General features: G+C 71.0%; 20 protein-coding genes. 15 read left to right on the top strand and 5 right to left on the bottom strand.

Annotated elements, in window-relative coordinates; all coding sequences use genetic code 11:
* Positions 1-249 precede the first annotated feature (249 nt).
* The 3 genes from Amac_RS55840 (at position 250) to Amac_RS03280 (ending at position 7,020) form a co-directional block, all read left to right on the top strand.
* Positions 250-1,284 carry a GNAT family N-acetyltransferase gene (locus Amac_RS55840; RefSeq protein WP_246268055.1) on the top strand — a complete coding sequence of 345 codons (1,035 nt, stop codon included), beginning with the start codon at positions 250-252 and terminating at the stop codon, positions 1,282-1,284.
* Positions 1,285-1,371: 87 nt separating this feature from the next.
* The gene (locus Amac_RS03285; protein ID WP_155352792.1) at positions 1,372-5,073 is read left to right on the top strand and encodes an nSTAND1 domain-containing NTPase; all 3,702 of its coding nucleotides are present in this window, start codon (positions 1,372-1,374) and stop codon (positions 5,071-5,073) included.
* Positions 5,074-5,202: 129 nt separating this feature from the next.
* A complete protein-coding gene (locus Amac_RS03280) occupies positions 5,203-7,020 on the top strand; it encodes an AfsR/SARP family transcriptional regulator (protein ID WP_170322283.1) in 1,818 nt (605 codons plus the stop codon).
* Here Amac_RS03280 and Amac_RS03275 read toward each other — a convergent pair.
* Complete coding sequence (locus Amac_RS03275) at positions 7,017-7,367, bottom strand: hypothetical protein (protein ID WP_155352790.1); 351 nt, start codon at positions 7,365-7,367, stop codon at positions 7,017-7,019. The two genes, Amac_RS03280 and Amac_RS03275, sit on opposite strands and share 4 nt — an antisense overlap.
* Positions 7,368-7,661: 294 nt before the next feature.
* On the opposite strand from Amac_RS03275, the gene Amac_RS03270 reads away from it, so the two are divergent.
* The 9 genes from Amac_RS03270 to Amac_RS03230 all read left to right on the top strand — a co-directional run bounded on the left by Amac_RS03270 (position 7,662) and on the right by Amac_RS03230 (position 17,294).
* Positions 7,662-8,339: a hypothetical protein gene (locus Amac_RS03270; RefSeq protein ID WP_155352789.1), complete on the top strand. Its 678-nt coding sequence runs from the start codon at positions 7,662-7,664 to the stop codon at positions 8,337-8,339.
* Between the two features lie 70 nt (positions 8,340-8,409).
* Positions 8,410-10,419: a sensor histidine kinase gene (locus Amac_RS03265; protein WP_170322282.1), complete on the top strand. Its 2,010-nt coding sequence runs from the start codon at positions 8,410-8,412 to the stop codon at positions 10,417-10,419.
* Positions 10,410-11,075 (top strand): response regulator transcription factor, encoded by a 666-nt coding sequence (locus tag Amac_RS03260; RefSeq protein ID WP_155352787.1) that lies wholly within the window; start codon positions 10,410-10,412, stop codon positions 11,073-11,075. Before Amac_RS03265 ends, Amac_RS03260 begins: the two co-directional genes overlap by 10 nt.
* Before the next feature lie 419 nt (positions 11,076-11,494).
* Positions 11,495-12,973, top strand: coding sequence for a HEAT repeat domain-containing protein (locus tag Amac_RS03255; protein ID WP_155352786.1), 1,479 nt, complete (start codon positions 11,495-11,497; stop codon positions 12,971-12,973).
* A gap of 26 nt (positions 12,974-12,999) precedes the next feature.
* The gene (locus tag Amac_RS03250; RefSeq protein WP_155352785.1) at positions 13,000-13,377 is read left to right on the top strand and encodes a TetR/AcrR family transcriptional regulator; all 378 of its coding nucleotides are present in this window, start codon (positions 13,000-13,002) and stop codon (positions 13,375-13,377) included.
* A gap of 341 nt (positions 13,378-13,718) precedes the next feature.
* Positions 13,719-15,005, top strand: a complete 1,287-nt coding sequence (locus tag Amac_RS03245; RefSeq protein WP_155352784.1) for an aromatic ring-hydroxylating dioxygenase subunit alpha — start codon at positions 13,719-13,721, stop codon at positions 15,003-15,005.
* Positions 15,006-15,007: 2 nt separating this feature from the next.
* A complete protein-coding gene (locus Amac_RS03240) occupies positions 15,008-15,517 on the top strand; it encodes a 3-methyl-2-oxobutanoate hydroxymethyltransferase (RefSeq protein WP_155352783.1) in 510 nt (169 codons plus the stop codon).
* 22 nt (positions 15,518-15,539) lie between these two features.
* Positions 15,540-16,361 carry a 3-methyl-2-oxobutanoate hydroxymethyltransferase gene (locus tag Amac_RS03235; protein ID WP_155352782.1) on the top strand — a complete coding sequence of 274 codons (822 nt, stop codon included), beginning with the start codon at positions 15,540-15,542 and terminating at the stop codon, positions 16,359-16,361.
* 78 nt (positions 16,362-16,439) lie between these two features.
* Positions 16,440-17,294 (top strand): alpha/beta fold hydrolase, encoded by an 855-nt coding sequence (locus Amac_RS03230; RefSeq protein ID WP_174900137.1) that lies wholly within the window; start codon positions 16,440-16,442, stop codon positions 17,292-17,294.
* Positions 17,295-17,334: 40 nt separating this feature from the next.
* On the opposite strand, the gene Amac_RS03225 is transcribed toward Amac_RS03230, so the two are convergent.
* Together Amac_RS03225 and Amac_RS03220 are read right to left on the bottom strand one after the other, a co-directional pair.
* Entirely contained in the window at positions 17,335-17,787 is a 453-nt protein-coding gene (locus tag Amac_RS03225; RefSeq protein ID WP_174900136.1) for an RpiB/LacA/LacB family sugar-phosphate isomerase, read from the bottom strand.
* Between the two features lie 11 nt (positions 17,788-17,798).
* Positions 17,799-18,734 carry a substrate-binding domain-containing protein gene (locus Amac_RS03220; protein WP_155352781.1) on the bottom strand — a complete coding sequence of 312 codons (936 nt, stop codon included), beginning with the start codon at positions 18,732-18,734 and terminating at the stop codon, positions 17,799-17,801.
* A gap of 82 nt (positions 18,735-18,816) precedes the next feature.
* On the opposite strand from Amac_RS03220, the gene Amac_RS03215 reads away from it, so the two are divergent.
* The 3 genes from Amac_RS03215 to Amac_RS03205 are packed head-to-tail and all read left to right on the top strand — an operon-like array spanning position 18,817 to position 21,648.
* A complete protein-coding gene (locus Amac_RS03215) occupies positions 18,817-19,926 on the top strand; it encodes a zinc-dependent alcohol dehydrogenase (RefSeq protein ID WP_155352780.1) in 1,110 nt (369 codons plus the stop codon).
* Positions 19,927-19,939: 13 nt separating this feature from the next.
* Positions 19,940-20,629 (top strand): 4-carboxy-4-hydroxy-2-oxoadipate aldolase/oxaloacetate decarboxylase, encoded by a 690-nt coding sequence (locus tag Amac_RS03210; RefSeq protein ID WP_155352779.1) that lies wholly within the window; start codon positions 19,940-19,942, stop codon positions 20,627-20,629.
* Positions 20,626-21,648 (top strand): amidohydrolase family protein, encoded by a 1,023-nt coding sequence (locus Amac_RS03205; RefSeq protein WP_155352778.1) that lies wholly within the window; start codon positions 20,626-20,628, stop codon positions 21,646-21,648. Before Amac_RS03210 ends, Amac_RS03205 begins: the two co-directional genes overlap by 4 nt.
* Here Amac_RS03205 and Amac_RS03200 read toward each other — a convergent pair.
* Together Amac_RS03200 and Amac_RS03195 are read right to left on the bottom strand one after the other, a co-directional pair.
* Complete coding sequence (locus Amac_RS03200; RefSeq protein WP_155352777.1) at positions 21,645-22,889, bottom strand: NAD(P)/FAD-dependent oxidoreductase; 1,245 nt, start codon at positions 22,887-22,889, stop codon at positions 21,645-21,647. The two genes, Amac_RS03205 and Amac_RS03200, sit on opposite strands and share 4 nt — an antisense overlap.
* Positions 22,886-23,239, bottom strand: a complete 354-nt coding sequence (locus tag Amac_RS03195) for a 2Fe-2S iron-sulfur cluster-binding protein (protein WP_281356242.1) — start codon at positions 23,237-23,239, stop codon at positions 22,886-22,888. Before Amac_RS03195 ends, Amac_RS03200 begins: the two co-directional genes overlap by 4 nt.
* Between the last annotated feature and the right edge of the window lie 39 nt (positions 23,240-23,278).

Genomic DNA, 23,278 nt, shown 5'->3' with positions numbered 1-23,278 from the left:
CTGTGCGTCAGCAGCGGGAAGCCACCGCTGGTAGTGGGCTTGACAACCGGCAGTTGGAGATCATGCGGGTGGCTCATACACGCGTCCCCGCACCGAGGCCCAGACCGGCTCCGGCCGGAGCTCGTGAAGCCCTGTCTCTCATGTCACCGTCCTCGCCTGTTCGCGTACGGTCAGGTTCTAGTCGGCAGGAGCGCTGTCTGCTGGTACACCGTTCGGAGATGTATTGACCGAGGGGGCGGATGCGTGGCGGTGACGATCGTGTATGAGACGCATTCGATCACGACCGATAACGAGGCAGGGATCGCGACTGGATGGTTGCCGGGGGAGTTGTCGTCGCGTGGCCGGGAGTTGGCGATGGAGTTGGGGGAGCGTCGTCGTGGCGATGGTTTGGCCGTGGTGTTCAGTTCGGATCTGTGGCGGGCGGTGCAGACGGCTGAGATCGCCTTCGCGGGCAGTGCCATCCCCATTCGGACCGATATCCGGTTGCGGGAGTGTGATTACGGCGGCGGGAACGGTATGCCGGTCGCGCGGCTGGCCGCTGGACGGGCCGCGCACGTCGACGTGCCGTGGCCGGGCGGGCAGAGCTATCGGCAGGTTGTCGAGCAGACCCGCGACTTTCTGCGCGACATCGCGACGATGTGGGACGGAGCGCGAATCCTGGTTATCGCCCACTCGGCCAATCGATGGGCCCTGGACCATCTGCTTACCGGCGCCGCGCTGGAGGACCTGGTTGATGCGCCGTTCGCCTGGCAGCCCGGCTGGACCTACACCCTGCACACGGACGATCGGGTGATCTTGGTTCCGCTGGCGGTGGGCGATGCCGACGACATGGTGGAAGTCCTGGCGGGGCAGGATCTGTACGCCTTCATCGGCGGCAGGCCGCCAACCCTGACCGAACTGCGCAGCCGGTACGCCAGGCTCGCGGCCGGTCGTTCCCCCGACGGGCGGCAGGAGTGGCTCAACTGGATCATCCGCCGTCGAAGCGACAACCAGGCGATCGGCACCGTGCAGGCGACCGTCGCCGATGGGGGAGCCGAGATCGCCTGGGTGGTCGGGCTGCCCTGGCAAGGTCACGGGTACGCCCGCGAGGCCGCCCGGCTGCTGGTCGAGGAGCTGACCACGCGCGGCGTACGCCACCTGCGGGCGCACATCCATCCAGACCACCACGCGTCGATGGCGGTCGCCTCCCACGTCGGTCTGGCGCCGACCGACCACTTCCACGACGGGGAACGCCGGTGGGAGCGCATCGACGGCGCCCCGGGCTTCATCCAGCGCTTCGTGTAACCCCTGGACGACAGTACGTCGGGTGTGGTTGGTTGTCTCGCGCGTCATACGATGATCAAGGGGACCAAACAGACGGCGGAGGCGGTCATGGGGAGACCGGAACGTCCGCTCGATCCGGCGGACGGCCCGGTTCAGGCCTTCGCCTGGCAGCTGCGGCAGCTGCGCGAGCGGACCGGCCGGATGAGCTACCGGCGGCTGGCGCGGCTGGCCCACTACTCCGCCAGCACACTCTCCGGCGCCGCCAACGGCGAGCGGCTGCCCTCCCTGGAGGTGACCCTCGCCTACGTCCGCGCCCTCGGCGGAGACGAGGAGGAGTGGCGGGCGCGCTGGCGGGCGGCGGCCGAAACGCCGGACCACCAGGACTGGGAGCCGGAGCCGCCCTGCCCGTACCAGGGGCTGATGACCTTCCAGCCGGAGCATGGCGACTGGTTCTTCGGCCGTGACCGGCTGCTCGAACGCCTTCGCGAGCTGGCCGACCGGCAGTCCGTGATCACCGTCTTCGGCGCTTCGGGGAGCGGCAAGTCGTCGCTGCTGCGGGCCGGGCTGATGGGCGCGCTGAGCGGTGACCCCCGCTGGCGGACCATGCTCACCACCCCCACCGCCCACCCCCTGGACGCGCTGGCCGGCCAGGTGGCGAAGCTGTCCGGCCTGGACGTGCACCGGCTCCGCGAGGAACTCGCCGAGGATCCCGCCACCCTGGACATCGCCGTGCGCGGCGCGCTCCCGGACGAGGGCCGCGCGCTGCTGGTCGTGGACCAGTTCGAGGAGGTGTTCACGCTCTGCGCCGACGACGGCGAACGACGCGCCTTCGTGGCCGCCCTGCTCGACCTGGCGCTCGGCTCCGAGCGGCGCACCACGGTCGTGCTCGGCGTGCGCGCCGACTTCATCGGCCACCTGGATCCCCGCCTGGTGGCGCTCATGGCGGACGCCCAGCTCGTGGTCGGGCCGCCCGTCACCGGCGAAATCCGGGAGATCGTGCTGCTGCCCGCCGCCCGAGCCGGGCTCACCGTGGATCCGGACCTGCTCGCCACCGTGCTGGCCGACACCGAAGCCGAGCCGGGCGCGCTGCCGCTGCTCTCCCACGCTTTACAGGAAACCTGGCGGAACCGGACCGGCGAGCGGCTGACGCTCGCCGCCTATCAGGCGACCGGCGGGGTCAAGGGCGCCATCGCCCAGAGCGCGGAACGCGCGTACGGCGAGCTCGACGCCGCGCATCGGCAGCCGGCCCGCCGGATCTTCCTCCGGCTCACCGCCCTCGGCGACGGCACCGAGGACACCCGCCGCCCGATCGCCCGCGCCGAACTGGACGGCGTCGGCGACCCCCAGGCCGTCGCCGGCGTGCTGGCCCGGCTGGCCGACGCCCGCTTGGTGGTGCTCGGTGAGGAGTCGGTGGAGGTGGCCCACGAGGCGCTGATCCGGGCCTGGCCCCGGCTGCACCGCTGGCTCACCGACGACCGCGCCAACCTGCTCACCCACCGGCGGCTCACCGACGCCGCGTACCGCTGGCAGGACCTGCGCCGCGACTCCGGCGCGCTCTACCGGGGCGCGCAGCTGGCCGTGGCCGTGGCCTGGGCGGCCGACCACCCGGCCGAGCTGAACCAGCTGGAGGCGTCCTTCCTGCAGGCCAGCCGTGGTCTGGAACGGCGCAGGACGCGCCTGCTCGCCCGCTCGGTGGCGGTGATGGCGGTGCTGCTGCTGGCCGCCGTGGCGGCGGGAGGCGTGGCGTTGCGGCAGGGCGGGGAGGCCGAGCGCCAGCGGAACGTGGCCGACTCGCACCAGGTGTCGTTGCGGGCCCGCGACCTGCTGGGCACCGACCCCGACCTGGCGGGACTGCTGGCCCTCGCCGCGTACGGCCTGAGCCAGGACGCCGAGACCACAGGCGGCCTGATCAGCGCCGCATCCGCCGCCCGCCGTCGGATCGAGCTGAACACCGGCGGCGCCTCGATCTTCGAGACGGCCCCGGACCCGCGCGGCGGGCTGCTGGCCACGGGCGGGGCCGACGGCCTGGTCAAATTGTGGGATCCGGCCGGACGCGCGGTGGTCAGGACCTTCACCGAACATGTGGACCCCGCCGACCCCATGCTGGTCCGCCGGGTCGCCTACACCGGCGACGGCCGGGTGCTGGCCTCGCTGGGCCGGCGGCCGGGGCGGCCGCCGACCGCGGGCCTGGTGGTGGCGCGGGATCCGGACACCGGACGGGAGGTCTTCCGGCGGGCCGCCGACGAGGTCACGGACGCGATGGCGATCAGCCCGGACGGAACGTCGCTGGCGTTCGGGACCGGCCGCGGCCGGATCGAGGTGTGGAACCTGCGCGACGGCACCCACCGGGTGCTCCGCGGCCATCCAACCGTCGTCATCGGTCTGGCCTTCAGTCACGACGGGGCCCTGCTGGTCTCCACCTCGGGAGGGCAGGACGGGCCGGTGGTCTGGGAGGCGGCCACCGGGCGGCGGCGCCCCGCCATCCCCGCCGCCTTCGTCCACCGGGTGGCCTTCGGGCCAGGGCGGCTGCTGGTCACCGCCGCCGAACGGCTGGGCGTGCGGTTCTGGGACCTCGATCGGGAGCGGCCGGTCGAAGTGAGCGCGCTGCCGAAGCTGACGCCGTACGCGTGGAACATCTCGGCCCCGGTGGGGGACCGGATCGCGCTGGCCGACGAGAACGGCCTGATCACCGTCTGGGACTACCGGCGGAACGAGTTGATCGAGACCTATCAGGATCGGACTCGGGCCGAGACGCTGACGGTGGCGCTCAGCCCGGACGGCCGCCGCCTGGTCTCGGCCGGGTTCGGCGGGACGATCGTGGTGCGGGAGCCGGTGCTGCCGCCGTTCGGCGGGCACAGCGCGGCCGTCAACGCGGTCGAGACCAGTCCGGACGGTTCGGTCATCGCCTCCGCGGGCAGTGACGGCACAGTGCGGCTGTGGGACGGCGCGGGCAACCCGCTCCGCCGGCTGGACGATCTCACCGACCACGCCGAGGCCGTCGCCTTCGGCCCGGGCGGGACGAGCCTGGCGGCGGTGACCCGCGACCACCAGGTGGTCCTCTGGGATCCGGCCCGGGGCAAGAAGATCACCACACTTCGTTATGACGGGCTGGGGGCCTCCACGGACCTGGCCTACCATCCGCGCGGCGGGAGCCTGGTGGCCGCCGCGCTCGGCCTGTTCCGGTGGACGCCCGGTTCCGGCGGCCGGCTCGACCCCGCCCCGTTCCCGCCGCCCACCGTCTTCGCGACCGGGGTGAGCTACGCGCCGGACGGACGGCTGCTCGCCGCGACCGGCCCCTCCGGCGTGCTGACCGTCTGGGATCCGGGGGCGAACGCGCCGCGCTACCGGACGGGCACCGGGCAGGGCGCGATCCTGGACGTCGCCTTCAGCCCGTCGGGAGCGGTCATCGCGACCGCGGGCGCCGACCATACGGTGAAACTGCTGGATTCGGCGACCGGCGAGGAGACCGCCGGCCTGGTCGGCCACACCGGGACGGTCGAGGTGGTCGCGTTCAGCCGGGACGGGCGGTGGCTGGCCTCGGCCGGGTCCGATCGCACGATCATCGTGTGGGATCTGGCGTCCCTGGTGCCGATGGCGGTGCTCAGCGGGCACGGGGCGCCGGTGCACGCCCTGGCGTTCACGGCCGACGGGGATCTCCTCTCTGGAGGGAACGACAACCGGATCATCCGGTGGTCGCTCGATCCGGGCCGGGCCGCGGCGCGGATCTGCCGCGAGGTCGGGCGCGGGCTCGGCCGGGCGGAGTGGGCGGCCTACCTGCCCGCGACGCCGTACCGGCCGATCTGTGGTTGACCGGAATTGATTGATTAATCCCGCCAGTCGAGGCGAACAACTCGCTCACCTCGGAGAATCCCCGTGATCAAGGTGATTTTTCGGGATGGGCGGTAATGGATGCGGTTGGGAATTCTCGGTCCTCTGGCGTTGACCGTCGGAGGGGAGGCGGTTCAGCTTCGCTCGGTCAAACAGCGCATACTGCTCTCCACCCTGGCCGCTCACGCGGGGCGGAGCGTGTCCGTCCAGCGCCTCATGGAGTCGCTGTGGGAGTCGCCTCCGGTGTCGGCCGCCGAGAACCTGCGGACGTACCTCTGCCAGGTGCGCCGCGCGCTGGGCGACCTCGATCGCGTCGCCCGCGAGCCTGGGGGATTCCGGCTGGTCGTCCGGCCGGGGGAGATGGACGCGGAAACCTTCGAGGATCTCGCCCGCGAGGGGGATCGCGCCCTGGCCGACGGGCGGCCGGCGCGGGCCAGTGAGGTGTACGGGAAGGGGCTGGCGCTGTGGCGTGGCCCGGCCTTCGGCGATCTCGCGGAGCTGCCGCTCGTGCGGCGGAGCGTGCTGCGGTTGACCGAGGCCCGGTTACGGGTGGTCGAGCAGCGGATCACCGCGGACCTGGACCTGGGCCGCCACACCAGCCTCATCGCCGAGCTCACCGCCCTGGTCGCCGACCATCCGTTGCGCGAGCGGCTGCGCGCCCACCTGATGCTCGCGCTCCACCGGTCCGGCCGCCAGGCCGACGCCCTGGGGGTCTACCGGGAAGGGCGCCAGATACTGGTACGTGAACTGGGCCTGGAGCCGGGACCCGAACTCAGGGAACTGCACGAGGCGATCCTTCGTGCGGACGCCGCCTTGGGCCGGCAGCCGGCGACCGTCCGGTTGAGCCGGCCAGAGCGCCCGTCGCAGCTTCCGGCCGACATCGCCGCGTTCGCGGGCAGGCGGCAGGAGCTCGCCGAGCTGGATCTGCTGACGCGGGACCTGAGGGTTCCGGTGCTGGTCGGGCTCACCGGCCTGGCCGGTGTCGGGAAGACCGCGCTGGCGCTCCGCTGGGCCCATTCCGCCGGCCACCGGTTCCCCGACGGGAAGCTCTTCGCCGATCTGCGGGGGTACGGCCAGCGGCCGCTCTCGCCCGGACAGGCGCTGGATCGGTTCCTGCGTGCCCTGGGCGTGCGCCGGGTTCCCGGCGATCCCGATGAGCGGGCCGGCCTGCTCAGGAGCGTCCTGTCCGGGCGGCGCGTGCTCATCGTGCTGGACAACGCGCGCGAGGCCGCCCAGGTCCGGCCGCTGCTGCCCGGATCGCCGGGCAGCGCCGTGCTCGTGACCGGCCGGAACCGCCTCGACGGGCTGGCCGCCGGGGACGGCGCCCACCTGGTCCGGCTGACCGGTCTGAACGCCCGCGACTCGCTGGCCCTGCTCGCCGCGCACGGCGGGCCGGACGCCGACGCCCCGACGCTGGAGCGGCTGGCCGCCCTGTGCGCCGGTCTTCCGCTGGCGCTGCGTACCACCGCGGCGCGGCTCTCCGCCGACGTGCACCTCAGCGCGCGGGAACTGGCGGACCGGCTCGCCGTGGACGGCCGCCGGCTGGACGAGCTCAGCCACGGCGACGTGCGGGTGCGCACCGGCTTCGCGGTCACCTACGCCACCCTGACCGCCCCCGCGGCGGCGCTGTTCCGCGGGCTCGGCCTGCTGGAGGCGCCCGACTTCCCGGCCGGCCTGGGCGCGGCGCTGCTGGGCGTCGACGCGGAGTCGGCGACCACGCTGCTGCGGGAACTGGTCGGCGCCCACCTTCTCGAAGTCGCCGGCAAGGACGACACGGGCACCACCCGCTACCGTTTTCACGATCTCGTCCGCCTCTACGCCCGCGAACGCGCCGTCGCCGACGCGCCCCGGGACGTGGTACGGCTTTCGCAGGTAGTGGCCCCAGGGGGTGGTCCTGGGGCCACTACTCCCGCGCCGAAGGACGCTTAGTTGCTGATCGTCCCCGTGTGGCCGAGACACCCGTTGATCTTGAGGTAGTACCGGCCGTAGAGCCCGGGGATCGTCGCCCTGACGACCTGGCCGTAGGGCACCACGCCCGACCCGACCAGAGCGCCGTTCCCGGTGTCGTACACCTTCCAGCCGCCGGCGCAGATGTGGTTCCCGCGAGCCTCGACGTAGATCTTGTGGTCGCTGCTGGGCGGGATGGCGCCTGTCGAGCAGGAAGAGACCACGATGCGGCACCAGGCACTGGCGGCGGACGCCGGTCCGGCCGTGACGACCAGGGCGGTGAACGCCGCGGCGCCGACCGCGGCCATCTTCTTGAGGAGCGAGTTCACGGAAAGTGTCCCCTTTGCTGATCGAGATCACGGCAGGCCTGCCGCGCTGTTCACCACCGAGGTTCTCGTCGTCAGGTACAAGCGGCGTATATCGGTCGTACAGCGGCCCGCAGTGGTAGAACCTTCGCCGGATCCGCGGTCGATCGGACCCGGCGAATGTTTGTAGCGATTGGGTAGCGCATCGACGGCCGTCTCATGTGAACGCCTCGCGGACTTCGTGAAGCGGGCCAGTACGGAAAGAACCGAAGAGCTGGCACCGATGTGACGACGGGCGGATCTTCCTAGTGTCGAGATATGACGACTACATCCCCCGCCCGCGTGCGGGTCGCACCCGGCCTGTACGTGACCTTCGTCTTATTCATCGTCGGCATGGTGCTCCGTACCGTGTTCTCGCTCTGGCATCCGAGCCTCGCCATGCTGGATTACGAGAACCTCTCGCCCATCCGCGAACAGTGGTGGGCGATGCACATCTTCGTGGGCGCACCCGGAGCGCTCCTGGCCTTCGCCTCGTTTCCCGTGCTCGCTTATGCCCTGTGCCGCGCGCGCGGTTCCGTGGTCGCGGCCGTGGGCGGCGCCGTAACGGTCACCGGCATCATCTTCTTCGGGCAGGGCATCGCCGCCGAGGGAGTCACCTACGGGTACGTGCTGAACACGGCGGCCCTGTCAGGTGAGCAGGGCGAGAAACTGTTGACCTACATCACCGACCATGCCGAACTGTCCCAGATCGGGATCTTCGGCGGCCTGGCCGTCACCTCGCTCGGCGTCCTCGTCCTGCTGGCCGCGCTCTGGCTCGCTCGCGCGGTGCCACGCTGGCTGCTGGTGCTGCCCGTGATCGGGCTCGTCGGGGGCCTGGCGCTGCCTTTCGCACCGTTCAGCCTCGAACTGGGACTGTTCGACATCGTCACCCAGGATGTGCCGCTGGTGCTCATCGCCGTACTGGCGCTACGCACCGCGAAGCACGCCACAGACTAGACCGCTGGTGTTCGCGGCTCCGTGCTGGCTCGGATGTTCCGTGCTAGCGGCCTCGTCCTACGATCTGGGCATGAACCGCCCGCATTATGCCAGTGTGGCCGCCATCGGGCTGTCGGTGGCGGTGAGCGTCGGCGATCTGTGGTTCGCGATGCCGCTCCACCTGCCGGCTGCCGTCGATCCCTGGCTTCACCCGCTGGGTGTCCTCGCGCGCCTGGCCCCGGTGGTCGCGGGTGCACTGATCGTGCTGCGCCGCGCGAGTAACCGGGTGGGGTGGACCCTGATGGTCTGCGGAACCCTGGTCATCGGACTGCAGCTCTGCCGGATGGCGGCGGTGGCGGCGGTCGAGCTCCTGCCGTCCTCGCCCGACCTGGTGCTGTCCGCGGCCCACGCGCTGGCCGCGGTTCCGCAGGCGTTCTTCGGGCTCGTGTACGCCTGGCCGGCGGCGATCGTCCTGCTCTTCCCCGACGGACGATTCTCCGGCTCATCGGACCGGTGGTGTTTCTGGGGAATCCTCGGGGCCTCCGTGTCGCTGGGAGTCGCCGGGATCGCGGGGGCCCCGGTGACGCCCGCGCCGTACGAGGGCCGGCCCAACGTCTTCCATGTCTCCTGGTTCGAACCGTTCGGCGATGTGATCTTCGCGGCCGGCTGGCTCGTGCTGTGGGGACTCCTCGCCGCCAACGTGGTGATCGTCGCCCGTCGCCTGCGACGGGCGACGGGCGAACGGCGGCTGCAACTGCTGTGGCTGACCGTCGCCGCGGTGCTGCCCCCGGTTTCGCTGATCGGGTGCGTGCTGGCCCTGACCGGCAGTCTCGACATGCGGTACGTAGACGTCGCCGTGTCGGCCGCCCAGCTGCTCGTCGTGGCGGCCGTCATCGTGGCCGTCACCAAGCACGGCCTCTACGGCATCGAACGCCTGATCAACCGCACGCTGGTCTACGTGTCGCTGACGCTGCTGGTCGCCGTCGTCTTCCTCGCCGTCACGATCGGCAGCGGCCTGCTCGTGGGCGCCGGCTCGTCCTGGGGGACCGCTCTCGCTACCGCGGCCGCGGCCGTGATCTTCTTCCAGGCGCGTACGGCGGCGCAGAAGTTCATCGACCGCCGCTTCGCCTCCCGGAAGTTCGCGGCGATGAACGCGCTGCGCGAGTACACGGGACGGCTGCACTGCGGCGACGCCGAACTGGGCGACATCGTGCCGCTGCTCGGCCGGATACTCGGGGACGCCACGCTGCGCGGGTACTTCCCGTGCGAGGCGGGCTGGAGAACGATCGACGATCAACCGGCCGTGCTGGACCCTGGCGCCGGGCGAGCGCATTCCACGGTGCGCTTCGCCGGATCGCAAGTCGCCGTCATCGAGCACTCAGTGGCCCTCAGCTACACACCGGAGCTGGTCAGGAGCGTGCTCGGCGAAGCCGCGGGGACGCTCGCGATGGCCCGCCTCCACCTCCAGGTCAAGCACCAGCTCGAAGAGGTGAAGGCGTCCAGGGAGCGTATCGTGCAAGCCGGCTACCTGGAGCGGCGGCGTCTCGAACGTGACCTGCACGACGGGGCCCAGCAGCGCCTCGTCGCCCTCGGTATTTCGCTGCGCCGGCTGCAGCACTCGCTACCGTCCGGCGCGAGCGTCATCGCCCCAGCGCTGGACACCGCGGTGCAGCAGGTCGGCGAGGCGATCGGAGATCTACGCGCCATCGCGGCCGGCATTCGGCCCACCCGGCTGGACGACGGGCTCCGGGCCGCGCTCGACGATCTGACCCAGAACAGTCCCATCCCCGTGGAAGTGAACGTCCCGGACAGTCGTATCCCCTCCGAGCTGGAGGCGGCGGCGTACTTCATTGTCTGTGAGGCCGTGACCAACGCGGTAAAACACGCCGCGCCGTCACGAGTGATCGTGCGGGGAGCCCTCGACGGGGCGACCTTGAGAATGTCCGTCGCCGACGACGGGCGGGGCGGCGCGGTGGCGGACGCCAAGGGCGGCGGGCTGTCCGGAATGGCCGACCGGGCGCGGGCACACGGCGGCACTCTCGTGGTCAGAAGCCAGCCGGGTACGGGCACGACGGTGGAGGTGGTACTGCCATGCGGATAATCATCGCGGAGGACGCGGCTTTGCTCCGGGAGGGCTTGGCCGGACTGCTGACCGACCGCGGTCACGAGGTGGTCGGCCGGTGCGGTGAGGCGGATACCCTGCTCAGCCTGGTGGCCGAACACCAACCGGATGTGGTGGTGACCGACATACGGATGCCGCCGGGCTATTCCGATGAGGGTGCCAGGGCGGCCGTCCACATTCGCAAGAATCATCCGCGCATCGGGATACTCGTGCTCTCCCAGCATGTGGAGACCCAGTTCGCCGTGGAACTCGTCACCAGCAGCGAAGGGTTCGGCTATCTGCTGAAAGACCGCGTGCTCGACGTGGACCAGTTCCTGGACGCGCTCGATCGAGTGGCCGCGGGCGGGAGCGTCCTCGACCCTACGGTGGTCAGCACGCTGTTGCGCCGGGCCACGATGGCGAATCCCCTCGCCGTACTCTCCGATCGTGAACGGTCCGTGCTGGAATTGATGGCGGAAGGTCGCTCCAACGCGGCCATCGCCGGTCAACTGTGGCTCGGTGAACGCACCGTCGAAAGTCACATCGGATCGATCTTCAGCAAACTCGGGCTGCCGGGGTCGGCGCAGGATCACCGCCGGGTGCGCGCTGTGGTGACCTATCTCAACGCGATGCGCGCGGGAGAACGGCTGACTTGAAAGCAGTCCTCGCGCATCACGCTCATACATTTCCCTTCGAAGCGCCATGAGAGCCGCATGGCGGCCACCGAGGAAGTGCTGGTGGCCGCGCCGTAGACGGCTTTGCGGGCCATACGGATGCGCGGCCCCGGCCTGATCTACTGCATGGCCAAGGCCGCGATGGAGAACATGACCGAGGGCTTGCCCATCACGCTGGACAGCTGTCGGGCCATCAGGTCCAGCACGACCTCGTCCGGTAAACGCTCGCCGTCCATCTCTACTCCCTCGATATGAGACTTGCCGCGGAGCGGAACGTACCGGACGCGGTGGCCTTACCCGACGAATCCAGCAGCGCCGCGTGGCACGATAACCACATGAAAGGCGCGGGGGCATGGTTTCGGCAGGTCATCGGGTATGAGGAGAGGCACGTTGACCCGCTCATGGATTCGATCCAAAGGCTGGTCCACCTGGCCGTGAGGGGTCGCCGCGCCGCTCTCGACGATCTGGCCGGCGCGCTGTTCAGCGCCGTCGCCGACGATCAGCTCGCAGGGCAGGCGCTCGATGTCGTGACCACGGCGGGGCCGAAGCTTTGGATCGAGCTCGACGGGGCGTTACGTCCCTGGTTGTACGGCTACCGCGACCCGCGCGTCACGCTGGCGCCCATCGTACAGCGGATGGGTAACCCGCTCGCGGTCGCGCTGGCCGCCTGCGGTCGTGACGGCCGCGAACGGGAGAGATCGGTTGGGCACCCCCTGATGGTCACGGACGTGCGGTTGCTTCCGGTTCTGGCCATCCGGGCCGTGGACTGGATACCCGTGGTTCAGGACGAGGCGTTGCGGGTCCTGTCCGAAGCCTTCACCCCGCCGGATGCGGCTGCTCTCCGGGCGATCGTCCCGATGGCGGCGCGGCTCGGTGAACGGCGACGTGGCCGTCCCTTGGCCGAGCTGGCCCGCCAGGCGTTGCTGCGCGCTGACGACGACACGCTGGACGCCGTACGGCGATGCGAAGACCTGCGCGGGCGGCGATTCGCCTTCGATGTGTCGTTGCAGGCCGGGCGTATGGATTGGCGGCAGCTTGCGGCGGCGGCGCTGCACGAGTCCGACATCATCTCCCGCAGGCGGTGCGCTCAGGTCCTGGCCGCCCAGGCGATCGACGGCAACCGGCCCGAGCTCGTGGAGGAGCTCCTGGAGAGTACGTCGGCGCGGGTGCGCGTCGAGGCGCTGACCGCTCTGGTGCAGCTCGGCCGGACTGACTACGGGCCGCAGTTCCTGGATGACAACGCCTCCATGGTGCGATTGACGGCGCAGTGGGCGGTCCGCCGGGCGCGCGAGGATCCAGCCGACTTCTACCGTCACCGCCTGGTCGCCGCAGGGAACGGGCGTGGGCTCCTGGCCGGGCTCGGTGACTGCGGCACCGTCGCCGACGCTGACCTGGTCCTTCCCTACCTGGAGGATCCCAGACCGCGTGTCCGCGCGGAAGCTGTGCGGACACTGCGCCGCCTGGGCGCGAAGACGGACCTTGGCGGGATGCTGGAAGATCCGGCGCCCGTGGTGGTCCGTCAGGTGGTCACCACTCTGCGCTCCCTGGGGCCGCGCGTGCCGGTCGAGCGGCTGTGGGCGCTGCTCGGTCCCGGCCATCCCCGTCATGTACGGCATGCCGCCCATCGACTACTCGTCGATCGCGACCCGTGGACACGAATCCGGGCGGATCTCCGGCTGGCCGGTGACCCTGACGAGGCGCTGAGCCTGGGTGCCCGTACTGACCTGGCGATGTGGCGCTCGCGTGACGCGGCCGGCACCTACGCGAGCTGCCCGGACGAGCTTCGCGATGAGGTGGCGAACCTGCTGTCCAGAGTGGAGGCTGCCGTGGGTGTGGACACCGCCCGAGTTCTGCGCTGGCTGATCAGGACCGGTAGCTGACCGGGTTCGCGGGATGCCGCGGAGCTGTGGGGGAGATCCCGACCGGCCTCACTGCCGACCCGGCGCGTCCGCTCACCCACATCACCGACACGTTGCTGCACGACGTCGACTTCGCCGACTGGGAGCAGTTCGACGGCGAGCACCCGCTCCTGGTCATGCTGCGCTCCGCGGGGCGCCCGGCTATCCGCGATCAATTGCGTACGCAGATCTGCGAAGGCTATCTGCCCGACTTCGCCGAGCGGATGGGCGGTGAGAACCCCGCCCTGCGGGCCGAGCTAGTGGGCGCGCTGCTGCTCGGCATGGGCGTGATGCGCTCGCTCCTCGACAGCCCCGCCCTGCGCGACGCCTCCTTTGAGGAGACGCGCACCCTGGTCAGGCGGCTGGTCACCACCTTGACCAGCTAGGTCAGGCCCATCGCCGTCCTGGCCACTTCGGGCCGGCTGATCAGGACCGGCTGACGACCGGGCAGGACGGCTAGCCACCCGGCCGGCCTGTTCACCGAGCTGTTCGACCTCAAGGTCCGCTACCCGGAAGGCCGACCAGCCCAGCGCCATGGCCGTGGCGCCCGAGGCTTAGAAATCCCCCATCATGTCGCGCAGGTCGAGGGAAAGCCAGGGCCTCGATCTGCGCGGCTCGTCTTCAGGCACAGGTCAACGCATGTTGGTGCCGCCTTGCGCAAACTGGTCGAATGGTATGATGATTAGCTCTTAAGGATGGCGCATAGCACCAAGGGAAGGAACAGCGGATGCTCAGACAGGAGCTCAACGAGCTACTGACGCAGACGGGGCCGGGCACGTCCATGGGCGCCCTGTTCCGGCAGTACTGGATGCCTGCGCTGCTCGCGGAGGAACTGCCGGAGAACGACTGCCCGCCCGTCCGTGTGAAGATCCTCTCCGAGCGCCTCATCGCCTTCCGCGACAGCGAGGGCCGGTACGGGTTGATCGACGAGTTCTGCGCCCATCGTGGAGCGTCGCTGTGGTTCGGCCGCAACGAGCAGGGCGGCCTGCGCTGCAGCTATCACGGCTGGAAGTACGACGTGACCGGCCAGTGCGTCGAGGTCCCCTCCGAGCCGGAGAACAGCAACTTCTGCAGCAACGTCAAGCTCACCGGGTATCCGCTGGTCAAGGTCGGGGACATCCTGTGGACGTACATGGGCGACCCGGCGAAGCGGCCTGGCCTGCCCGAGTTCGAGTTCGCCCAGGTGCCGCCGGAGCAGACCTTCACCTCCAAGCGCTGGCAGGAGTGCAACTGGCTGCAGGCGCTCGAGGGCGGCATCGACTCCAGCCACGTCTCCTGGCTGCACTCCGGCGCGTTGAAGACCGACCCGCTGTTCAAGGGCGCCCGGGGCAACCAGTACAACATGAAGGACCTGAAGCCGTACTTCGAGGTCGCGGAGGCGGACGGCGGCCTGTTCGTCGGCGCCCGGCGCAACGCGGAGGAGGGCACGTACTACTGGCGCATCACGCCGTGGATCATGCCGAGCTTCACGATGGTCCCGCCGCGCGGCGACCATCCGGTGCACGGGCACCTCTGGGTCCCGATCGACGACGAGAACTGCTGGGTCTACACCTTCGACTACCACCCGGTCCGCCCGCTGACCGACGCGGAGCGGCAGGCCATGATGGACGGCTTCGGCGTGCACAGCGAGAACATCCCGGGCACGTACCGGCCGGTGCGCAACAAGGACAACGACTACCTGATGGACCGCGAGGCGCAGCGGCGCGGCGAGGACTACTCCGGGATCAGGGGCATCGCGATCCAGGACTCCTCGCTGCAGGAGAGCATGGGCCCGATCGTCGACCGCTCCAAGGAGCGGCTGGTCCCCGCCGACAGCGGGATCATCAAGGCGCGGCAGAAGCTGCGCAAGGCGGCGATCGCGCTCCGGGATGAGGGGGTGACCCCGCCCGGGGTCGACCCGGCGCACCACCGGGTGCGGTCAGCCGCCGTCGTCCTCCCGCGCGAGGAATCGTTCCTGGAAGCGTGCCGCGACGCCGTGACGGTCACCCCGGGCGTCCCGCAGGCCTCGGTGTGAGGATGGCCGGCCAGCCGATCCTGCTCAACAGCTGCGCCCGCGCCGCCACCGCGGCCGAGGCCCGCTTCAGGATCAACGTACCGATCGCCCCCGCCCGGGCGACCCGCGTCGTGGCGCTCGACGAGGCGGCGGCCGCCGTCATCCGCCGGGCCGCCGAGGGGCGCTGGAACAACGCCCGCTTCTTCACGCAGGCCGCGCCCGCGCCCGCCGCCGACGGCGACGTCGCGGACGTCGTCCTGCGGTCCGTGGACGGGACCGAGTCGTGGCTGAGTGACGAACTGGTCGGCGTCGACGCGGCCGTCATGGTCGCCACGGCCAACGACGGCGCCGCGGTCGCCGCCGCGATCGGCGACGCCTGCACGCTGGGCGGGATCATGACCGCCGGTCTGGTGCTGACCGGCGGGCAGGACACCCGGCTGGCGGTCGCCGCGCTGCGCCCGCACGCCCGGGTCCTGCTGGTGAGCGAGGACGAGAACGACGTGACCGAGGTGCTCACGGCGCTGCGGGCCTAGAGCCGGTACTGAAAGGTCGACAATGAGCAGCCAGGTTACGGTCCCCGCGGTGCAGGCGATGAAGCGGGCCGGAAGGAAGATCGTCGGTGTGGTGGTGTGGGACTACCAGATGGCCCGCATCGTCGACCGGGCCGGCGTGGACATCGTCTCGGTCGGCGACACGGTGGGCATCAACCTCTGGGGGCAGCCGAACCCCTTCGAGGTGACGATGGACCAGATGATCGTCGTCGCCCAGGCGGTACGGCGGGGGGTCACCCGGGCGCTGGTCAGTTGCGACTTCCCGTTCGGGCCGCTGCAGGAAGGGCCGGCCAGTGCGGTACGAGCCGCGATCAGGCTGGTCAAGGAGGCCGGCGTCGACATGGTGAAACTGGACGGTGCGGCCGACCATCTGGACGCGGTTGAAGCGGTCAACCGCGCTGGCATCCCCGTCTTCGCCCAGTTCGGGATCACGCCGCAGACGGCGCTGCGCTTCGGCATGGCGTATACCGCCGACCCGGGCTCCAGCGCCCAGGTTCCGGCGGAGATGACCGACGCTCTCGTGGAGGAGGCCAAGCGGCTGGAGGCCGCCGGGGCGGCGCTGCTGAACTTCACCAACTCCGGCCCTGTCGCCGGTGCCGCCGTCGCGAGCGCGGTGTCGATTCCGGTGGTCGGGGGTCATGGCGGCGGGCCGTGGCTGGACGGGCGGATGCGGATGGCCACCGCGGCGATCGGGTACGCGGAATCGGCGCTGGACGACCCGCAGGAGACGTACGCGAACGTGGCCAGGATCAGCTACGACGCCATCACCGCCTACGCCGCGGACGTACGCGCCGGGCAGCAGATCAAAGGCGGCCCCCGCGCCTGACCGCCACGGGTCAACCGGCGCCGCCGCACAGGGCGGACCGGGCGGCCGGGCGTCCACCTCACTGGAACGGAGATTGTCGTGCCCACCGCGCTCATCGACGGCATCGTCACCGACTACGAAACAACTGGTGACGGGCCGCCGCTGCTCATGTTCTCGCCCGGCGGCTTCAACGCCGTCCGGGACAACTGGCGGACGCAGGGCGTCTACCGCCGGTTGGACCTGCTCGACCAGCTGGCCGCCAACTACACGTGCATCACCTTCGACCGGCGCGAGTCCGGGCGGTCGGGCGGCCGGGTGCAGCGCATCGGCTGGCTCGACTACGCGGTCCAGGGCAAGGGACTGCTCGACCACCTCGGTTTCGCGCGGGCGCACCTGATGGGCGGCTGCGTCGGCTGCTCCATCGTCACCACGTTCGCGGTCGCCTATCCGGAGGCGGTGGCGAGCATGGTGCTCTACTCGCCGGCTGGGGGCCCGCGGTACAGAATCACCCAGCACGAGCGGCTCTGGCGGCATCTGGCGTACGTCGCCGAGCACGGCCTGGAGCAGGTCGTCACGCTCGCGACCAGCACCGAAGCCGGTTTCAGCCAGGATCCGCGGCCAGGTCCGTGGGTGACCGTGCTGCGGCGGGATCCGGGGTTCGCCGAGGTCTACGCGAAGCTGGACACCGGCCGGTACACCGCGATGGTGGCCGGTATGGCCCGGGTGCTGTTCGACCGGGACACCGTGCCCGGGGCCGAGCCGGAAGATCTCATGCAGCTGGACATCCCGGCGCTGGTGGTGCCCGGCGAGGACGCCTCGCACGCTCCGTCGGCGGCCCGCTACCTGCAGGAGTGCCTGCCGCTGGTGGAGTACTGGGACGCGCCGGTGAGCGAGCAGACGCGGCGGAGCGCGCCCGCCCGGGTGCTCGCGTTCCTCGACGCGAACGCGGGCTGACCGATTCGTCCGTCAGTCGAGGTCCGTCAGCCGAGGTCCGTCAGCCGAGCGGCTCGCCGCGCTCCAGCGCCTCGATCTGGTCGAGCCGCCGCTGGTGCACTCCGCCCTTGAACGGCGTGATGAGCCACACCTCGGCGATCCGCACGGCCGCCTCCTCGTCGATCACCTTGGCGCCGAGGACGAGGACGTTGCTGCGGTTGTGGGCGCTGGAGATCTCGGCGAGGAACTCCGAGTGGCACAGCCCGGCGCGGATGCCCCGGATCTTGTTGCAGGCGATCGCCTCGCCGCCACCGGTGCCGCCGACCACGATCCCGCGTTCGGCGCTTCCGCCGGCGACCTGCTCCCCGACGGACGCGCACAGGGCCGGGTAGTCGACGACGTCGCCGCCGTGGGTGCCCAGGTCGTCGACCTCGTGGCCCCGATCCGCGAGCCAGGCGGCGAGCCGCTTCTTCATGGCCACTCCGTTGTGGTCCGCGGCGATGACGATCCGCATGGCCTACCTCCTCAGGCGATCAACTGGTGGGTGCTCTCCGGGAAGAGCTCCGCCATGGCAGGCGGACGTTCGATGATCCGTTGCCGTACGGCATGGCGGATCAGCTCGTCGATCATCGGCCGGTTCGGGGCGATGCCGTACGGCAGCGGATCCGCGCCGGTGATGTCCATGACCCGCCGGTGCATCCGGTCGATCCGGGTGGGCGCCCCGATCGCGTCGCGGCGGAGGCGGTCGACGTAACGCCGTTTGGCTTCGGCGAACGCCTCGAAGAGGGCGGGCGCGAGCCCGGAGTGCTCCGCGAGCAGCGCGTCCTTGACCACCACGAGGTGGTTGATGGGGTAGAGGCCGCGGCGGCGCAGCGCGTCGAAGGCGGCCTCCTCGGCGTCGGGGATGAGAGTCGGGAACGCGTCCGACTCGACCCCGATCGCCGCGGCGAGGTCGCCGCCGGCCAGCATCGTCTCCAGGTCAGAACCGGCCGGAACGTCCGCCACGTTGCCCGGCGGGCGGTACTCGGCCACGTGCTCGTCGCCGGAGCGCACCCAGGTCACCCGGTCGAGATCGACGCCGTACTCGTCGGCGAGAATGCCGCGGGCCCAGACGCCGGTGGTGACGGTGTAGCCGCGGCTGACGCCGACCCGCCGGCCGTGCAGCGCGGCCGGCGTGCGGACCTCCGCGCCGCGCCGGATCGCGCCGTGGTGCAGCCCGCGCACCAGGAAGACGGGCAGGGCCGTGAAGGGTTTGCCGTGCGCCTTCGCGCACAGGTAGGTGGTGAACGCCATCTCGCACACGTCGAACTCCAGCGTGCGCACCATCCGGCGGAACGCCTGGACCAGGACGGGCACCTCCTGGAAGGCGAGGGGGAAGCCGTCGGGCGTGACGGCGCCCTCCTTGAGGGCTGCGTTGTTGCCCTGGGTACGGGTCACGGCGGTGAGCGGTACGAGCGCCATGGTTGGAGACCGTAGCACGTCTTATGGTATTACCATAAGACCTTCAGCTAGAGTGGCCGCACCGTTGAGATGAGGAACGTTCATGGCAGAGCAGGTGGTGGCAGCCGTGCGCACGGCCCCCGGCACGACCGAGTTCCGTGAGTACCCGATGCCGGACATTCCCGACGACGGCGCGCTGCTCAAGGTCGAGGTGGCCGGCATCTGCGGCACCGACGTCAAGATGTACGGCAAGCCGGTGATCAAGGACCCGGTCATCATGGGCCACGAGAACGTCGGCGTGATCGCCCGCGCCGGCCGGACCTTCCGGGAACGGCAGGGCCTGGCCGAGGGCGACCGGGTCTTCGTCGAACACTACGTGCCGTGCCGCCGGTGCGAATGGTGCCACCTCGGCGAGTACCGCCACTGCGAGGCGACCGACTGGCGGACGAACCCGGACGCGCGCCGCTACGGCTACACCTCGGCGGAGAATCCGTACCACCTCTGGGGTGGTTTCGCCCAGTACATGTACCTGCCGTGGAACGCCGTCCTGCACCGGGTGCCGGACGGGGTCTCGGCGGAGCGCGCCGGGATCGCCACGCCGATGTCGAACGGCATCGAGTGGGCGCTGTTCGACGCGGGCGTGGGCTACGATTCGGCGGTGCTCATCCAGGGGCCGGGCCAGCAGGGACTGGCCCAGACGGTCGCGTGCAAGCAGGCGGGCGCCTCGCGCATCATCGTGACCGGCACGACGCGGGACGCCGCCCGGCTGGAGCTCGCCAGGACCCTGGGCGCGGACCACGTCATCGACGTCCAGGCGCACGACCCGCTGGAGCAGATCATGGACATCACCGGGGGGAAGGGCGTCGACGTGGTGCTCGACTGCACCTCGGGCGCCGGTGTCACCCCCGTCCTGCTGGGCATCGACGCGCTGAAGCGGCGGGCCGGGACGCTGCTGATCCAGGGAGAGATGGCCGCCTTCCCCGACTTCCCGGTGAAGAAGGTGACCGAGAAGGCCATCACCATCAAGAGCGCCCGCGGGCACAGCTACCGGTCCTGCGAGCTGGCCCTGGCGCAACTGGCCTCGGACCGCTTCCCGCTGGACCTGCTCACCACGCACACGTTCGGCCTGCACGACGTGGACAGCGCGGTCCGCACGGTGGCAGGGCAGGGCGATCCGGACGCCATCCACGTGTCCGTGCTGCCGAACGCCTGACCGGGGGAGTGGGATGAGCATCGTCGTCCGTAACATCCACCGCCCCGACGAGTCGGCGGTGGCGGGATTCGCGGCGCTGGGCGTCGCGACGATCCACGAGGCGCAGGGGCGTACCGGCCTGCTGGACGCGCGCCTGCGGCCGATCTACCCGGGCGCGCGCGCCTGCGGCCCCGCGGTGACGGTCAGCGTGCCGCCCGGCGACAACTGGATGATCCACGTCGCGGTGGAGCAGTGCCGCGCCGGCGACCTCCTGGTGGTGGCCCCCACCTCGCCCTGCGGGGACGGCTACTTCGGCGAACTGCTCGCCACCGCGCTCCAGACGCGCGGGGTACGCGGACTGGTGATCGACGCCGGGTGCCGGGACGTGGCGGAGCTGACCCGGATGGGCTTTCCGGTCTGGTCGACGTGCGTCTCCGCGACGGGGACCGTCAAGGAGACCCTCGGCGACGTCAACACCCCGCTGGTCATCGCCGGCGCGCTGGTCCACCCCGGGGACGTGATCGTCGCCGACGACGACGGGGTCGTCGTCGTGCCGCGCCGCCGGGCCGACGAGGTCCTGGCCGCCGCGCGGGCGCGCGAGGAGAAGGAGGCGGCCTCCCGGGCCCGCTACCTGGCCGGAGAGCTCAGCCTCGACGTCGGCGGGATGCGGGAGCGGCTCGCGCGCCACGGACTCACCTACGTCGACCAGGAGCCGGACGAATGATCATCGACTGCCACGGCCACTACACCACCGCACCGGCCGCGCTCGGGGCCTTCCGCGACGACCAGCTGGCCCGCCTGGCCGACCATGGCCGCCCGGCGCCGCGGCTCGCCGCCATCAGCGACGACGCCATCCGCGAGAGCATCGAGGGCACCCAGCTCAGGCTGCTGCGCGAGCGCGGCGGCGACCTGATGATCTTCTCGCCGCGGGCGTCGGGCATGGCGCACCATGTCGCCGACCCGGCCACCGCCCGCGCCTGGGCGCAGGTCTGCAACGATCTGGTGCACCGGGTGGCCGAGCTGTTCCCGCGGCACTTCGCCGGGGTCTGCCAGCTGCCGCAGACGCCGGGCGGATCGCTTGACGACTCGATCGCGGAGCTGCGCCGGTGCGTGGGAGAGCTGGGTTTCGTCGGCTGCAATCTCAACCCGGATCCGTCCGGCGGCCACTGGACCGCCAAGCCGCTGACCGACGAGTACTGGTTCCCGCTGTACGAGGCGATGGTCGAGCTGGACGTGCCGGCGATGATTCACGTCTCGGAATCCTGCAACCCCAACTTCCACGCGCTCGGCGCGCATTACATCAACGCGGACACCACCGCGTTCATGCAGTTGCTCGAGGGCGACCTGTTCGGCCGGTTCCCGACCTTGCGGTTCGTGATCCCGCACGGGGGCGGCGCGGTGCCGTACCACTGGGGCCGCTACCGGGGGCTGGCCGACCGGCTCGGGCGGCCGCCGCTGGCGGAGCATGTCATGCGCAACGTCTTCTTCGACACCTGCGTCTACCACCAGGCCGGGATCGACCTGCTGCACCGGGTCATCGACGTCGACAACATCCTGTTCGCCTCCGAGATGTTCGGCGCGGTGCGCGGCGTCGATCCCGAGACCGGGCACCACTGGGACGACACGAAGCGCTACATCGACGCCCTCGATCTGCCGGCGGAGGCGCGGGCGAAGGTGCTGGAGGGCAACACGCGGCGGGTGTACCCCCGCCTCGACGCCCGGCTCAAGGAGGCCGGGCTCTAGGGAGCGGGGGTCGCGACGAGCAGGTCCTTGAGCGGCACGTCGGCGCGTGCGGCCAGGTCCGCCGGCAGCGGGGTGCCCTTGGCCAGCGCCTTGCGTACCACCAGGTAGTCGGCGGTGCGGTTGACCGCGTTGACGGCCAGCAGCGCACCGCCGCGGTAGTACAGCGCCGAGAACGCCTCGCCGTCCGGGTCGCCGCGCACGACGACCTGGTCGTAGCCGTCCGCGACGCCGGCGATCTGCAGCTTGAGGTCGTATTGGTCGGACCAGAACCACGGCACGTCCGCGTACGGCTGCGGCTTGCCGGCCAGTGTCGCGGCGGCGACCCGGGCCTGCGCGATCGCGTTCGGCATCGACTCCAGGCGCACCCGGCCCTCGCCGGTCAGCGGGTTCGGCAGCACCGTGCAGTCACCGGCGGCGACGACGGACGGATCGCTGGTCCTGGCGAACTCGTCGACGACGATCCCGCCGTCGCACAAGAGGCCCAGCTGCTCGGCGAGCTCGGTGCGCGGCACGACGCCGACGCCCGCGACGACCAGGTCGGCGGGCAGCCGGGCGCCGTCGGCGAGGCGGACCCCGGTGACCCGGCCGTGCTCGCCCTCGATCCGGGTGAGCTGCGCCCCGAGCAGCACCTCGGCGCCCCGCCGGGCATGGGCGCGACGGTAGAACTCCGAGACCACCGGGGCCACCGCCCTGGTCATCAGCCGCGGGGCAGCCTCGACGACGGTGACGTCGCGGCCCTCGGACCGGGCCACCGCCGCGACCTCGAGCCCGATGAAGCCGCCGCCGACGACCACGACGTGGCGGGCCGGGGTGAGGTGATGGCGCAGCAGGGCGGCGTCGGCGAGATCGCGCAGGTAGCAGACGCCGGTGAGGTCGGAGCCCGGTACGGTGAGCCGTCTGGCCCGCGCCCCGACGGTCAGGGCGACACGGTCGAAATCGAGCACGCGCCCCTGATCGGTGAGCGCGGTGCCGGACGGAAACCGGCGGATATGGGTGACACGTTCCGCGGGCAGCAGGTCGATCCGCTTGCTCGCGTAGAACGCCTGGTCACGCAGTTCGAGGGAGGTGGCGTCGGCGGCCCCGCCCAGGTAGGCCTTTGACAGCGGGGGACGCTGATACGGCGGTTGCGACTCGGCGCCGACCAAAGTGATGGGCCCGTCATGGCCGTGCTCGCGGAGCGAAACCGCCAGCTGCACGCCGGCCTGGCTCGCGCCGACGACCAGGACACCGGCGCCGGTCACGGCTGCTCCTTCGGCGTCTCGACGACGAGGCCGTCGAGCGCCTCGGTCACGCTGATCTGGCAGGACAGCCGGCTCGTCGGCCGGCGATCGGAGACGGCGAGGTCGAGCATGTCGTCCTCGAGGTCGCCGGGCGGGCCGACCAGCGGCATGAAGTCCTCGCCCACGTAGACGTGGCAGGTGGCGCACGAGGCGTTGCCGCCGCACTCCCCGATGATGCCGGGGACGCCGTTGCGGACGGCCGCTGCCATGACCGACTCCCTGACCCGGGCGTTCGCCGTGTGCCGGGATCCGTCAATGGAAACGAAGGTGACCGTAGGCACTATCACAGTCCTCTCGCGCTCCGGAACCATATGGCTAATGGACTAACCATATTACCCTATCGGGACTCG

It is taken from the genome of Acrocarpospora macrocephala, from assembly GCF_009687865.1.
GTDB lineage: Bacteria > Actinomycetota > Actinomycetes > Streptosporangiales > Streptosporangiaceae > Acrocarpospora > Acrocarpospora macrocephala.
The sequence above is the reverse complement of the archived record's forward strand: the minus strand, read 5'-3'. Positions and strand labels throughout refer to the sequence as shown.

What these genes read in the sequence shown, in the direction of transcription:
- Amac_RS03285 (WP_155352792.1), top strand. Translation starts at nt 1,372, where the DNA reads ATGGGGAGACCGGAACGTCCGCTCGATCCGGCGGACGGCCCGGTTCAG.
- Amac_RS03270 (WP_155352789.1), top strand. Translation starts at nt 7,662, where the DNA reads ATGACGACTACATCCCCCGCCCGCGTGCGGGTCGCACCCGGCCTGTAC.
- Amac_RS03265 (WP_170322282.1), top strand. Translation starts at nt 8,410, where the DNA reads ATGAACCGCCCGCATTATGCCAGTGTGGCCGCCATCGGGCTGTCGGTG.
- Amac_RS03260 (WP_155352787.1), top strand. Translation starts at nt 10,410, where the DNA reads ATGCGGATAATCATCGCGGAGGACGCGGCTTTGCTCCGGGAGGGCTTG.
- Amac_RS03255 (WP_155352786.1), top strand. Translation starts at nt 11,495, where the DNA reads ATGGATTCGATCCAAAGGCTGGTCCACCTGGCCGTGAGGGGTCGCCGC.
- Amac_RS03245 (WP_155352784.1), top strand. Translation starts at nt 13,719, where the DNA reads ATGCTCAGACAGGAGCTCAACGAGCTACTGACGCAGACGGGGCCGGGC.
- Amac_RS03240 (WP_155352783.1), top strand. Translation starts at nt 15,008, where the DNA reads ATGGCCGGCCAGCCGATCCTGCTCAACAGCTGCGCCCGCGCCGCCACC.
- Amac_RS03235 (WP_155352782.1), top strand. Translation starts at nt 15,540, where the DNA reads ATGAGCAGCCAGGTTACGGTCCCCGCGGTGCAGGCGATGAAGCGGGCC.
- Amac_RS03225 (WP_174900136.1), bottom strand. Translation starts at nt 17,787, where the DNA reads ATGCGGATCGTCATCGCCGCGGACCACAACGGAGTGGCCATGAAGAAG.
- Amac_RS03220 (WP_155352781.1), bottom strand. Translation starts at nt 18,734, where the DNA reads ATGGCGCTCGTACCGCTCACCGCCGTGACCCGTACCCAGGGCAACAAC.
- Amac_RS03215 (WP_155352780.1), top strand. Translation starts at nt 18,817, where the DNA reads ATGGCAGAGCAGGTGGTGGCAGCCGTGCGCACGGCCCCCGGCACGACC.
- Amac_RS03210 (WP_155352779.1), top strand. Translation starts at nt 19,940, where the DNA reads ATGAGCATCGTCGTCCGTAACATCCACCGCCCCGACGAGTCGGCGGTG.
- Amac_RS03205 (WP_155352778.1), top strand. Translation starts at nt 20,626, where the DNA reads ATGATCATCGACTGCCACGGCCACTACACCACCGCACCGGCCGCGCTC.
- Amac_RS03195 (WP_281356242.1), bottom strand. Translation starts at nt 23,239, where the DNA reads ATGGTTCCGGAGCGCGAGAGGACTGTGATAGTGCCTACGGTCACCTTC.